At 68.0% G+C, this 12040-nt stretch carries 11 protein-coding genes; 3 read left to right on the forward strand and 8 right to left on the reverse strand.

The features are described 5' to 3' along the window. Positions 1-35: 35 nt before the first annotated feature. The 4 genes from BRO63_RS06150 to BRO63_RS06165 form a co-directional block, all read right to left on the reverse strand. Positions 36-1121, reverse strand: coding sequence for a helix-turn-helix transcriptional regulator (locus BRO63_RS06150; protein WP_088138885.1), 1086 nt, complete (start codon positions 1119-1121; stop codon positions 36-38). Positions 1122-1428: 307 nt separating this feature from the next. After that, positions 1429-2517, reverse strand: coding sequence for an ABC transporter substrate-binding protein (locus BRO63_RS06155; protein ID WP_088138886.1), 1089 nt, complete (start codon positions 2515-2517; stop codon positions 1429-1431). Continuing rightward, positions 2507-3874: a sensor histidine kinase gene (locus tag BRO63_RS06160; RefSeq protein WP_088138962.1), complete on the reverse strand. Its 1368-nt coding sequence runs from the start codon at positions 3872-3874 to the stop codon at positions 2507-2509. Before BRO63_RS06160 ends, BRO63_RS06155 begins: the two co-directional genes overlap by 11 nt. Before the next feature lie 58 nt (positions 3875-3932). Then, positions 3933-4640, reverse strand: a complete 708-nt coding sequence (locus BRO63_RS06165) for a response regulator transcription factor (protein ID WP_088138887.1) — start codon at positions 4638-4640, stop codon at positions 3933-3935. A 156-nt stretch (positions 4641-4796) separates the two neighbouring features. Between BRO63_RS06165 and BRO63_RS06170 the strand changes: the two genes are divergently transcribed. Together BRO63_RS06170 and BRO63_RS06175 are read left to right on the forward strand one after the other, a co-directional pair. After that, entirely contained in the window at positions 4797-6137 is a 1341-nt protein-coding gene (locus tag BRO63_RS06170) for a CitMHS family transporter (RefSeq protein ID WP_088138888.1), read from the forward strand. Between the two features lie 38 nt (positions 6138-6175). After that, the gene (locus BRO63_RS06175) at positions 6176-6916 is read left to right on the forward strand and encodes an SDR family oxidoreductase (RefSeq protein ID WP_088138889.1); all 741 of its coding nucleotides are present in this window, start codon (positions 6176-6178) and stop codon (positions 6914-6916) included. A 10-nt stretch (positions 6917-6926) separates the two neighbouring features. Here BRO63_RS06175 and BRO63_RS06180 read toward each other — a convergent pair whose 3' ends face one another. Both BRO63_RS06180 and BRO63_RS06185 read right to left on the reverse strand, forming a co-directional pair. Then, positions 6927-7892 (reverse strand): tripartite tricarboxylate transporter substrate binding protein, encoded by a 966-nt coding sequence (locus BRO63_RS06180; RefSeq protein WP_088138890.1) that lies wholly within the window; start codon positions 7890-7892, stop codon positions 6927-6929. 41 nt (positions 7893-7933) lie between these two features. Further along, positions 7934-9265 (reverse strand): arylsulfatase, encoded by a 1332-nt coding sequence (locus BRO63_RS06185; protein WP_088138891.1) that lies wholly within the window; start codon positions 9263-9265, stop codon positions 7934-7936. A 100-nt stretch (positions 9266-9365) separates the two neighbouring features. Here BRO63_RS06185 and BRO63_RS06190 point away from each other — a divergent pair, with 100 nt between their 5' ends. Further along, the gene (locus BRO63_RS06190) at positions 9366-10253 is read left to right on the forward strand and encodes a LysR family transcriptional regulator (RefSeq protein ID WP_088138892.1); all 888 of its coding nucleotides are present in this window, start codon (positions 9366-9368) and stop codon (positions 10251-10253) included. Here the strand turns inward: BRO63_RS06190 and BRO63_RS06195 are convergent. Together BRO63_RS06195 and BRO63_RS06200 are read right to left on the reverse strand one after the other, a co-directional pair. Next, the gene (locus BRO63_RS06195) at positions 10250-10960 is read right to left on the reverse strand and encodes an SDR family NAD(P)-dependent oxidoreductase (protein ID WP_088138893.1); all 711 of its coding nucleotides are present in this window, start codon (positions 10958-10960) and stop codon (positions 10250-10252) included. The two genes, BRO63_RS06190 and BRO63_RS06195, sit on opposite strands and share 4 nt — an antisense overlap. 30 nt (positions 10961-10990) lie before the next feature. Beyond that, positions 10991-12031, reverse strand: a complete 1041-nt coding sequence (locus BRO63_RS06200) for a histone deacetylase family protein (protein ID WP_088138894.1) — start codon at positions 12029-12031, stop codon at positions 10991-10993. Between the last annotated feature and the right edge of the window lie 9 nt (positions 12032-12040).

Consider the following 12040-nt stretch of genomic DNA (forward strand, 5'->3'; position numbering starts at 1 on the left):
GGATGGGTGCGATCGACGGGCAGGCGGGGAGCCGGTTACAGCAGGGAGGCTAGTCTGACCAGTTCGGACTGGCGGTTGCATTCCATCTTGTTGAGCAGGGACGCGACCTGCTTGCGGACGGTCAGCACCGAGGATTTTCGCAAGGTGGAGATTTCTTCCACGCTATGGCCCGTGGCCAGTCCGGCCAGGACCGCGGCCTCTGCATGGGTGATGGCGAAGACAGCGGCAAGCCTGTCGATGTCAGGCTGGGCGAATGCGCTTTTGCGCCGCATGCGCACCAGCAGCATGCGGTTGCCTATCAGGCTCAGCGCTTGTGGAGCCGCGCTGATGTCGATCCAGGTCAATTCCCCCCATCCGGCGGCCGCCGCCAGGGAACGCGCCTTGCCGTCGCGCGCGACCGCCTGACAATACGCATCGAAAAGCGTCTGTATCTTGGCGTCGGGGTGGCGCAGTTTGCCGCCGCGGACATTCCAACCGTGGCCGTCGTCCAGGTAGCGGACGGCGAGCGCGGACATCTTGTCCACCATCGCGTCGCGGCTGACCAGCAGCACGGCCTCGCCCACATCCGAGAGCGTGCTTTCGACGGCTGTCCATCCGATGTCGAGCGCCTTTTCGCGCTGCGCGAGCCGGCTTTGCAGCAGGCGGAAGTACCGGGCGAAGTCGCCGGATTGAAGCCGTTCGACGGCCTTGCCGTCCACGGTCGAACGTTGAAAGGCGATGGCGGCGCGCAGGGCGGCGCTGGATTCGATTACCAGGCACAGCACTTGGGCCATGCGGTGCTTGAGCATGAAGTCGGCGTAGAACTCCGAACTCTGCAATCGCCCGCGATCGCACATGGTTGCGGTATCCAGCCACGCGCCCGTACGAAGCAGCCGCGAGTCCTGTTCGACGATGTCGCAGCTGTAATAGTGGTTCCGGTAGTCGGCTGCGCCGGCTTCGGGGAAGCTCACGGAAGACAGGTCCAGCAACTTGTGGCGCGCATCGAAGACGATCAGGGTGCCGCTGTCGGCGCCCACCATGTCGCGCGCGGTCCGCAGGATGTCATGCCAGGGCGGATCGGGATCCGTCATATGGTCCAGGGCTTCGATCGCGCGCCGGACGGCAATCTGGTGTTCAGCCATTTCGTGCCTCCAACTCTGGTTCAGACGCAAACGCTGTCACGCATCACAGATCGTTGTAGAGGTGGCTCCGGCCAGATCGGGGGAGCGCTGCGCGGCGGTGGTTTGCCGGCGCGGGGGAGGCCGGCCCGCATGGGATAGTCGGCGGCTCTGCCACGGGGAAATTATCCTCGGAAAATCCCGGGCCAGATAAAAAAAATGGGTACTTGGCGAGCGCAAAAAGGTCCGGATCCGCAAGCATGCCGTCCCCGGCCTCGAGCGTGGTGCAGGCGCACCGGGTCATGCTTACCAGCGCTCGCTGCAAACGGGGTCAAGGCTGGGCGCTTGCGCCCGGCGGATGGACCGCCGCGCGCCACAGGTCGAGAAAATGCCGCTTCTTGAGCGGATCCAGATACACCAGCAGGCCCACGCCCAGTCCCACTGGCCGCACGCCTGCTTCAGGCCTGACCGAGGCGCTCACCGGCCGCATGCCCGACTGTCGGGCGACCATCTCCTGGCCCCTGGGGGACAGAAGATAGTCCAGGAACATCGCGCCCAGATCCCCGCGCGGCGCCAGCCTGGGGATGATGGCGGAGCGCGACAGCATCAGCGTGTAGTCCTGCGGATACACGATGGCCAGCGGCGCTCCCTGGTCGATGCGGTGGCGGGTATAGGATTCCAGCAGGTTGTAGGCCAGCGTGATCTCGCCGCGCTCGAGCTTGTCCAGCGCGTCTTCCGTCGACGCGTGGACGGCGACGCGGTTGCGGCCCAGCTCGGCCAGCAGCGCGCCGGCCATGCTGTCCAGGCGCGTGTCCTGCGTGGCCGCCAGGTAGCCGATGCCGCTGCCCTCGACGTCGTAGGTGGAGATGGCGCCGGCCAGGGGCTGGTCCGGCGCCTGCAGCAAGGACAGCAACTCGCGCCGGGTGCGCGGCGCCCGCGCGGGAGCGAGCTTGCCGGTGTTGTAGACCATGACGATGGGATCGGTGCCGATGCTGAAGACCTCGTCGCGCCAGTTGGCCCAGGCAGGCAGGGCGCGGGTCTCGGGCGAAATGTGAGGCTGCGCGTAGCCGTCGTTGACCAGCTTGGTCTGCAGGTCCATGGCGCTGCTGATGACGATGTCGGGCCCCGATCTGGCGGCCGGCGCCTGCGCGGCGCGGGAGACGGTTTCGGCATACAGCTCCTGCGTGGAGAGTTCGGTGTACTCCAGGCGCAGGCCGGGGTTCAGGCTGCTGAAGTCCTCCAGCACGCCGCGGAACACCTGCACGCTGTTCGAGGCGTGCACGACCAGCACGTTCCTGCTGTCGGCCGGACCCAGCGTCAGGCCCGCGGCGCTGGTTTCCGCGGCATGGCCAGCCGCCAGCGGCAGCAGGACGGCCAGCGTCGCCAGCAGGCGCAGGGGGAGCAGGAAATCAGGCTTCATGGGGGCGGGCCGGCAGCGTGACCACGGCGTCCAGGCCGCCGCCCACGCGGTTGCTCAGGACCAGCCTGCCCTGATGGATGTCGACCACGCGCTTGATGATGGACAGGCCCAGGCCGGCGCCGGGCGCGCGCGGGTTCGGGCCGCGCACGAAGCGCTCGAAGGCGGCGTTGGCAAGCGCGGGCGGAATGCCCGGGCCCTGGTCGGATACGGATATGCGCCAGCCTTCGTCCTGCGGTTCCAGCCGCACGTCGATGTGGCCGTCTTCCGTGGCGCCGTGGCGCAGCGCGTTGTCGATGAGGTTCTTGAAGGCTTCGCGCAGCATCAGGCTGTCGCCCAGCGCCACGGGAGGGTTGCCCGGTGTACTGGCGGGCAGATGTAGGCGCACGTCGGGCTGGGGATCGGCTTGCGGGACCGTGTCGTACACCGCCTGGCGCAACAGCCCGGCCAGGTCCACTGGCTGGAACTGGCGCACGTTGCTGCGGTGGATGACGCTGGCGTCGCTCAGCAACTGGTTGACCAGGCGCGAGAGTTTCTCGGCGTTGCGCAGCACGGCCAGCAGGCTGCGGCGCTGTTCGGCGGGATCTTCCTCGTCCAGCGCCACTTCCATCTGCGCGTGCAGCGCGGCCAGCGGCGTGCGCAGCTGGTGCGCGGCTTCGGCGATGAAGAGGCGCAGGGTGTCCAGGTTTTCCGACAGCCGCGCCATGAAGCCGTCCAGCGAATGCACCAGGGTGTCGAGCTCCTCGGGCACCGGGGCGGCGATCGGGTGCAGGTCCGACGCGCTGCGGGCCGCCAGCTCGCGTTCGATGCGCCGGATGGGCGACAGCGACCGCAGCAGGCCCCAGTAGGCCAGCGCCAGGGCCGCGGCGGTAAAGCCGATCAGCGCCAGCGTGCCTTGCCAGAGTATGCCATCGGCCAGGGCGTTGCGGGCTTCGCGGGTCTGGGCGACCTGGATGAGTGCGGTCTCGGCGTTGCGGGGGCCGGCGATCCTGCGTTCCATCCAGGCGATGCGCACCGGCTCGCCCTGATAGTTGGCGTCGTACAGGCGGGGCGAGTACGCGGGGCCGTCCTCGCCGCGGGCGGGAGGGGCGGGCAGGCTGGCGTAGCCGGAGATCAGCGCGCCGCCCGTGTCGCCGACGCGGTAGAACACGCGGTCGCGCGGCGCCTGCTCCAGCAGCGCCAGCGAGGCATAGGGCATGTCCATGCGCCACTCGCCCTGCACCAGCTGCAGGCTGTCGGCGATGGACAGCACCGAGGAACGCAGCAACTGGTCGTAGGTGGTGTCGGCGGTCTGGTTGGCGTAGCCGCGCACCAGCAGGTAGAGCGTGGCCAGGGCGGCGACGAACAGCGCCAGCAGCATGGCCAGCAGGCGGCGCTTGATCGAGATGCGGCCCTGCGCGGCGGCGGGCCTGCCGTGTTCACTCACGGCCGGAGCCGGACGCGGCGGGGCTGTCGTGGTCATCGGTGGCGGTCAGAAGGTAGCCGGTGCCGCGCTGCGTTTCGATGCGCAGCGGCGAGCCTTCGAGCTTGCGGCGCAGCCGGGCGATATAGACCTCGATGGCGTTGGGCGCGGCGTCGTCGTCGAAGGCGAACAGCTTGTGGGCGATTTCGGTCTTGCTGACGGCGCGGTTCATGCCGGCCAGCAGGATTTCCAGCAGGCTGTATTCGCGCTTGGGCAGTTCGATGCGTTGGCCGGCCAGCGTGACCTGGCGCGCGGCGCTGTCGATGACCAGTTCGCCAAAGCGCAGCACGCCGGCGGCCTGGGCGCTGGGACGGCGCAGCAGGGCGCGGCAGCGGGCTTCCAGTTCGCGGAAATCGAAGGGCTTGGCCAGGTAATCGTCGGCGCCGGTATCCAGGGCATGGACGCGGTCTTCGATGTCGATGCGGGCGGTCAGCGCCAGCACGGGCGTCTTGCTGCCGCGGTCGCGCAGGCGGTGGAGGATATCGAAGCCCGACATGCGGGGCAGGCCGATGTCCAGGATGACGAGGTCGAAGGTTTCGTACTGCAGGACGCCGTCGGCGCTCAGGCCGTCGTTCTGGCAGTCGACCGCATGGCCGAGACGGCGCAGCCGGCGCACGAGTGCGTCGGCCAGGTCCGCGTCGTCTTCGATCACCAGTATGCGCATGGGGCGATTGTCGCATGGCTGGACCAGCCTCCCCACACCGCACTCGCGTTCAAAAACGACAGGTTGCCGACAGCTTTTATTTCTAGTCTTGCGGTCGCGCTTCCCCAGCCGGAGGCGCGTCTTACGCATAACAACGACTAGTCGGAGATAACCCTCATGCTTCTGACCCTGCTTGGCTTCGGCATGGTGATCACGTTCATGACGCTGATCATGACCAAGCGCCTGTCGCCGTTGGTGGCGCTGATCCTTGTCCCCATTATTTTCGCCCTGCTGGGCGGATTCGGCTCGGGCATCGACAAGATGATGCTGGACGGCATCCGCAAGATCGCGCCCACCGGCGTGATGCTGATGTTCGCCATCCTGTATTTCGGGGTCATGATCGACGCCGGCCTGTTCGATCCCATCGTGGGCCGCATCCTGCGCGCGGTGAAGGGCGATCCGCTGAAGATCGTGATGGGCACGACCGTGCTGGCGCTGGTGATCTCGCTGGACGGCGACGGTTCGACCACCTACATGATCGTGGTGGCGTCGATGCTGCCGCTGTACCGCCGCCTGAAAATGAACGCGCTGTCGATGACCTGTCTGGCGATGCTGGCCAGCGGCGTCATGAACCTGACGCCCTGGGGCGGCCCGACGGCGCGCGCCGCCAGCGCCTTGCACGTGGACGCGGGCGATATCTTCGTGCCGCTGGTGCCGGTGATGGGCGTGGCCATTGTCGCCATCCTGGTCCTGGCGTTCTGCCTGGGCCTGCGCGAACGCCGTCGCCTGGGCGTGCTGTCGCTGCCGGACGGCGCCTCGCTGCACGCGGGCTACGACGAGGACGGCCCCACGAACCTGCCCGATGTCGAAGTCGACCAGGACCTGCGCCGCCCCAAGCTGCTGTGGGTGAACGCCGGGCTGACGCTGGCGCTGATGGTGAGCCTGGTGATGGGCGTGTTGCCGTTGCCGGTGCTGTTCATGATCGCCTTCGCGATTGCCTTGGTCATCAACTATCCGGACCTGGCCGAGCAGCGCCGCCGCGTCGCGCAGCACGCGGGCAATGTGCTGTCGGTGGTGTCGCTGATTTTCGCGGCCGGGATCTTCACCGGCATCCTGTCGGGCACCGGCATGGTCGAGGCCATGTCGCGCAGCCTGCTGGCGGTGATTCCCGACGCCATGGGCCCGTACCTGGCCGGCATTACCGCGCTGGTGAGCCTGCCCTTCACCTTCTTCATGTCCAACGACGCCTTCTACTTCGGCGTGCTGCCCATCCTGAGCGAAGCGGCCCAGGGCTACGGCATTTCGCCGGTCGAGATGGCGCGCGCGTCCCTGATCGGCCAGCCCGTGCATCTGCTGAGCCCGCTGGTGCCGTCGACCTACCTGCTGGTCGGCCTGGCTGGCGTGGACTTCGGCGACCACCAGCGCTATTCGCTGAAGTGGGCCACCATGGTCTGCCTGGTGATGCTGGGCGCGGCGTTGGCGTTCGGCCTGTTCCCGCTGGTCGGCCAGATGGGCTGAGCGGCGGCGCGATACCGTCTTTTCAAAAGGGGAAGTACATGGCTTTGCGCATTGCTTACGTCACCAGCGGTATGGGCCACACGGGCACCGCGATCTGCCAGGCGCTGCACAACGCGGGACACCGCGTGGTGGCAGGCTGCGGGCCGCGTTCTTCCCGCAAGGACCACTGGTTGAAGGAACAGAAGTCCCTGGGCTACGACTTCATCGCTTCCGAGGGCGACGCCACGGATTGGGCCTCGACCGAGGCGGCCTTCGCCAAGGTGCGGCGCGAGGTCGGCGAGATCGATGTACTGGTGAACAATGCCGGCGCCATGCTGGACATGCGCTTTCGCCAGATGAGCCAGGCGGACTGGTCGGCGGTGCTGCGCAGCAATCTGGATACGCTGTTCAACACCACCAAGCAGGTCGTCGACAGCATGGCCGACCGCGGCTGGGGCCGCATCATCAACATCGGCTCGGTGGCCGCGGAAAAAGGCCAGATCGGCCAGATCAACTACGCAACCGCCAAGGGTGCCGTGATCGGCTTCACTCGTTCGCTGGCCCAGGAAGTGGCGGCGCGCGGCGTGACCGTCAACCTGGCGTCGCCGGGCTTCATCGCCGACGACACCGTGAAGGCGTTCCCGCCGGCGTTGCTGGACCGTATCGTCGAAAGCGTGCCGGTGGGCCGGCTGGGTACTGCCAAGGATCTGGCGGGGTTGTGCGCCTGGCTGGCGTCGGATGAGGCGGCTTTCGTGACGGGAGCCAACTACGCCATCAATGGCGGCGTGTATATGAGTTGAGGGAAGGTCCTCAATTCGCCAGCTTCACCGCCCCGCTATCGATCAGCTTCTGCCACTTGGCGCTGTCCGCCTGGATGAATGACTGCAATTCATCCCGCGAGCCGCCGCCGGCGATCATGCCGGCGTTGTCCAGGGCGGCCTTGAATTCCGGCGTGGCGACGGCGGCGCGCAGCGCGGCGTTGACCTGGTCCAGCTGCGCGGCGGGGATGTCCTTGCTGGCCGCGACCGAGAACCACTGGGTGGCGGCGTAGCCCTTGAAACCGGACTCTTCCACCGTGGGCACGTCGGGCAGGCTGTCCAGGCGGTAGGGCGTGGTGACGGCGTAGGCTTTCAGCGTGCCGGCCTTGATCTGCGGCATGACCGGGGCCGAACCCAAGATCGCCAGGGGGATCTGGCCGCCGGCCACGTCGGCCACCGCCTGGCCGCCGCCCTTGTAGGGCACGTGCACGATGCGGGTGCCGGCGTACTGGTTGAGCAGTTCGCCCGCCAGGTTTTGCGAGGTGCCGTTGCCCGAGCTGCCGTAGCTCCAGGCCTCGGGCCGCTGGCGGGCATCGGCCAGCACGTCCTGCAAGGATGCCTTGGCGTCCTTGGCCGGGCCGACGATGACCATGGGGCCCTGGGCCATCAGGATGACGGGCGCCAATTCGCGGCCGATCTCGGGCTGGGGCGTGGGGTAGATCAGCGGGCCGGGCACGGTCAGCAGATAGCCGTCGCTGGCCTTGCTGCGCGCCACCAGCTGCAGGGCGATGGCGCCCGCCGCGCCGGGGCGGTTTTCCACGATGACGTTCAGGCCGCTGCGCCGCGCCAGTTCCTGCGCGGCGATGCGGGTCAGCACGTCGGCGGTGCCGCCCGGCACGAAGCCGATCACCCAGGTGATCTGCTTGCCGGGCCATTCCAGCTTGGCGTCCGCCGCGCTGGCGGTGGCGGTCAGCGCGGCGCCGAGCAGCAGCGCGTAGCAACGGATAGCGAATTTCATGATTTCCCCTTTGTGTTTTTTTGGTCAGGCCGCCGTGCGTCTCAGCTCGGGTCCGGTTTGCCGGGCGGCGTATTCGGATGCGCGGCGCAGGACTGGTTGAAGGACTGCACCATTTTCAGGATGGGCCCCAGCACCCAGGTGTTGAAGATGAGGATGTCGCTTTCTTCCTTGGGGTCCTGCTTCAGGTTGAACAGGTACGGCGACTCCAGTTTGCCCTTGCCTTCGTTGACCTCGGGCTCCCAGTAGAAATGCAGCTTCCAGTCGCGCCATTTGACGGCGCGCAGGTCGTTCTTGATGTAGAACAGGAAGCCCTCGCGCAGCGAGGCCGGGCTGGCGCCGGTGAAGAAATCGGTCTGGTCTATGCCGTCGATGGGCCGGTCCTGCGGAATGGACGCGCCGCCTATGCGCGACAGCGTGGTGTACAGGTCGGTGACGTGCACGATCTCGTTGGAGACCTGGCCGGGCTGGACCTGGCCGGGCCAGCGGATCATGAAGGGCACGCGCAGGCTGCCTTCCATGGCGGTGTGGTACGTACCAGTCCATGGGCCGGCGGTGCCGCGGTAGGGCTTGCGGAATTCCGGGCCGTTGTCGCTGCAGAAGATGAACACGGTGTCGTCGCGCAGATTCAGCTCGTCCACCGCCTGCGCGATCTGGCCGACGCGGTGGTCCATTTCCACCATGGAGTCGGCGAAGTCGCCGGCGCCGGTGCGCCCCGAGAAGTCCGGGTGCGGCAAGGTGGGAAAGTGCAGGTGCACCAGCGGCAGGTACAGGAAGAACGGACGGCTGGCCGCGGCGTGCTTGCGCATGAAGCCGATGGACCGGTCGACCAGTTCGGCGTCGATGCCGCGGCGGGTCTCCAGGTCGTAGACCTTGACGTTTTCCGAAGGCGAACCGGCCTGGCCCTGCATGATGTGCGGAATATCGGCGACCGAGGGGTCGAAGCCGATGGACGAGGTGAACTGGCTTTCGTCGGTGGTGCGGGGGATGCCGTACCACTCGTCGAAGCCTCGGTCGGACGGATAGCGGCCGGGGATGTCGCCCAGGTGCCATTTGCCGTAATGCGCCGTGGCGTAGCCCTGGCCGGACAATTGCTGGGCCAGCGTGATTTCGTCGCGCGCCAGCCCTTGCGGCAGGCCGGGAGGGACGGATTGCAGGCAGCCGGTGCGGATGGGATGGCGGCCGCTCATGAGCGCCGAGCGCGTGGGCACGCAGTCGCTTTCCACGTTGAAGTTCTGCAGCAGCAACCCTTCCGAGGCCAGCCTGTCGATGTTGGGGGTGGGCGCCCCGCGCAGGGCGCCGCCGCCGTAGCATCCCAGCTCGCCCCATCCCAGGTTGTCGGCCACGATCAATACGATATTGGGCTTCTTGTCCACGCGCTGCGTCTCCTGTCGATCCTCGGGTTTATCCAGGGATTCTAGGAGCGCGGGCTCGGCTTAATATTCCCGAAGCTGAGTCTATGCATAACCAACGATTATGAATCTGTCGCTGCGTGACATCGAGTATTTCCTGGCCGTGGTGGAGCACGGCAACCTGGACCGCGCGGCCGCCGCCTGCGGCGTCAGCCAGCCGGCGCTGTCGAAGTCATTGCAACGGCTGGAAGCCGACACCGGCCTGGCCTTGCTCGACCGTGGCGGGCGCGGGTTGCGCCTGACGTCGGCGGGCCTGGCGTTCCGCGAGCATGCGCAGCGGCTTTGGGCGGAATATCGCGACGCCGTGCGCAACGCGATGGAGCTGCGCCTGGGCGAGGCCGGGCTGTTGCGCATCGGCGCCACCGGCGCCACGGTCGACAGTGTGGTGATGCCGGCGCTGCGCCGCCTGCTGCCGCGGCGGCCCGCGCTGCGGGTGCAACTGACGCAAGGCCAGTCGGACGATCTCAACGAGCAGGTCGCGGGCGGCAAGCTGGACCTGGCGGTGACGCCCATCTATGCCGACGTGCCGGGTTCGCTGCACCAGGAATCGATCCGCGAGGACGGCCTGTGCGTGGCCGCCGGCCGCAAGCATCCGCTGGCCGCGCGGCGCAAGCTGGCGCTGCGCGACCTGGCCGGCCAGCGTTGGATCCTGCCCATGCAGGGGTCGGTGGCGCGCCAGGCGCTGGAGGCCCGCTATGCCGAGGCGGGCCTGGCGCCGCCGTCGGCGGCGCTGGAGGTGCAGCATTTCTCGGGGGGCGCACTGGCATTGCTGGCCGGTTCGGACCTGCTGGCGCTGATGCCGCAGAGCGCGCTGGACGGGAACATCGCGGAGCTGCCGGTGGCGCTGGGCCGGCCCCTGCGGCGCAGCATGGCGCTGGTCACGCGCCATGGCGCCACCTGGTCGCCGCTGATGCAGGAGTTCCGCGCGGCGGTGCTGGAGGCCGTGGGCTAGTACTCCGATTCCACCTGCCAGCTGATGGGAATCTCGGCCACGCTGGCGCTGGGCGGCAATTCCAGCACCAGCCGGGCCATGCGCGCAATGTCCTCGGGCTGGGTCAGGCGCGTCTTGATTTCCGCCGGCACGCCGTCGGCCATGTCGGTGGCCACGAAGCCCGGGCAGATGGCCGTGCAGCGTATCTGGTGGGCATCGCCGCAGTGGCGGATGCCGTGGGCCAGCGCCAGCACGGCGAACTTGCTCATGGCGTAAAGCGTGCCCTCCGGCGCCCGCACGCGCTTGCCGGCCAGCGAGGCCATGACCAGCACCTTGCCGGCGCCGGATGCGATCAGGTGCGGCCAGGCCTTGCGCGTCAGGCGCATGGGCGATTTGACGTTGACGGCGAACAGCCGGTCGAACTCGTCGTCCGTGGCCTCGACGACCGGGGTCTTGCTGAGGATACCGGCGTTGTGGATCAGCGCGTCGATGCGGCCATAACGCGCCATGGTGGATTCGATCCAGGCGTCCTCGCTGGCGGGGTCCTCGGCATCGAAGCGGGCGCGGTGCACCTGCGCGGACGGAAAGCCGTCGAAGGCGTCGGTGGGGCTGCGCGTGCCGGCGCTGATGCTCCAGCCGTTGGCCAGCAGTTCGCGGGCGATGGCCAGGCCTATGCCGCGGCTGGCGCCGCTGATCAGCGCGACGCGGGGAGTGGTAGACGGTTGCATCGCGTTCCTGGTCGGTGGGAATCGTTGGACTTAGCGGCGGGCATGGCCGAGATAGCCTTCCAGCATCGAGCGGGTGTTGGCGCGCAGGGCGTCGATGGCGTAGCCGCCTTCCTGCACGAACAGCGTGGGCAGGCCCAACTGCGCGATGCGCCTGCCCAGTTGGGCATAGTCGGGCGTATCCAGGCTGAGATTGCCGAAGGCATCGCCGCGGAAGGTGTCGTAGCCGGTGGCGACCACCAGCGCGCGGGGCTTGAATCGTTCGATGCGTTCCAGCGCCGGCTCGAAGGCCTTGAGGTAGCCGGAGATTTCGGTGCCCGCCGCCAGCGGCAGGTTCAGGTTGTAGCCTTCGCCCGCGCCCGTGCCGGTTTCCTCGCCATAGCCGCTGGAGAAGGGATAGATGCTGGCGGGGTCGCCGTGGATCGAGACGGTCAGCACGTCGTCGCGGCCATAGAAGATCTGCTGCGTGCCGTTGCCGTGATGGACGTCGATGTCCAGGATCGCGACCCGGCCCCATTGCCCGGCCAGCCGCTGCGCGGCCAGCGCGGTGTTGGCCAGCAGGCAGCCGCCCATGCCCATGTCCGTCATGGCGTGGTGGCCGCTGGGCCGCACCAACGCGTACACGCTGGACGAGCCGTCCAGCACCGCCTGCGCCGCGGCGACCGCCGTTTCCGCGCTGGCGTAGACGTTGCGCCAGGTGTCCTCGACGATAGGGGTGGCGCCGTCGGCCAGGTAGCGGCCCGCCATGGCCACGGGGGTGGACGCGCGCATGTCGGGGTAGTGGCGGTTGGGCCAGATGTTGGGGCGCACCTCGAACGAGGCGTCGGGCGCCTTGCGCCATTCGGTCCAGGCGCTTTGCAGGTAGGCCAGGTAGCCAGGCGTATGGATCTGGGTCAGCTCGGGCACGCCTTGGGCCAGCGGCCCGACGGTCTGGCAGTCCAGTCCGACGTCGCGCAGCGCCGCCTCGATTTCGCGGCCGCGGCCGCGCGCGTCGTGGTGCGGCTTGAGAATGCCGCGGACCAGGGCGTTGCCGGTCCAGTCGGCGTCGTGCAGGGGGGAAAGCAGGGCCTTCATGGTTGGGAT

This window comes from Achromobacter xylosoxidans, assembly GCF_002192695.1.
In the GTDB taxonomy this organism is placed as follows: domain Bacteria; phylum Pseudomonadota; class Gammaproteobacteria; order Burkholderiales; family Burkholderiaceae_B; genus Achromobacter; species Achromobacter xylosoxidans_C.

What these genes read in the sequence shown, in the direction of transcription:
- BRO63_RS06150 (WP_088138885.1), bottom strand. Translation starts at nt 1,121, where the DNA reads ATGGCTGAACACCAGATTGCCGTCCGGCGCGCGATCGAAGCCCTGGAC.
- BRO63_RS06155 (WP_088138886.1), bottom strand. Translation starts at nt 2,517, where the DNA reads ATGAAGCCTGATTTCCTGCTCCCCCTGCGCCTGCTGGCGACGCTGGCC.
- BRO63_RS06160 (WP_088138962.1), bottom strand. Translation starts at nt 3,874, where the DNA reads ATGCTGCTGGCGCTGTTCGTCGCCGCCCTGGCCACGCTCTACCTGCTG.
- BRO63_RS06165 (WP_088138887.1), bottom strand. Translation starts at nt 4,640, where the DNA reads ATGCGCATACTGGTGATCGAAGACGACGCGGACCTGGCCGACGCACTC.
- BRO63_RS06170 (WP_088138888.1), top strand. Translation starts at nt 4,797, where the DNA reads ATGCTTCTGACCCTGCTTGGCTTCGGCATGGTGATCACGTTCATGACG.
- BRO63_RS06175 (WP_088138889.1), top strand. Translation starts at nt 6,176, where the DNA reads ATGGCTTTGCGCATTGCTTACGTCACCAGCGGTATGGGCCACACGGGC.
- BRO63_RS06180 (WP_088138890.1), bottom strand. Translation starts at nt 7,892, where the DNA reads ATGAAATTCGCTATCCGTTGCTACGCGCTGCTGCTCGGCGCCGCGCTG.
- BRO63_RS06190 (WP_088138892.1), top strand. Translation starts at nt 9,366, where the DNA reads ATGAATCTGTCGCTGCGTGACATCGAGTATTTCCTGGCCGTGGTGGAG.
- BRO63_RS06195 (WP_088138893.1), bottom strand. Translation starts at nt 10,960, where the DNA reads ATGCAACCGTCTACCACTCCCCGCGTCGCGCTGATCAGCGGCGCCAGC.
- BRO63_RS06200 (WP_088138894.1), bottom strand. Translation starts at nt 12,031, where the DNA reads ATGAAGGCCCTGCTTTCCCCCCTGCACGACGCCGACTGGACCGGCAAC.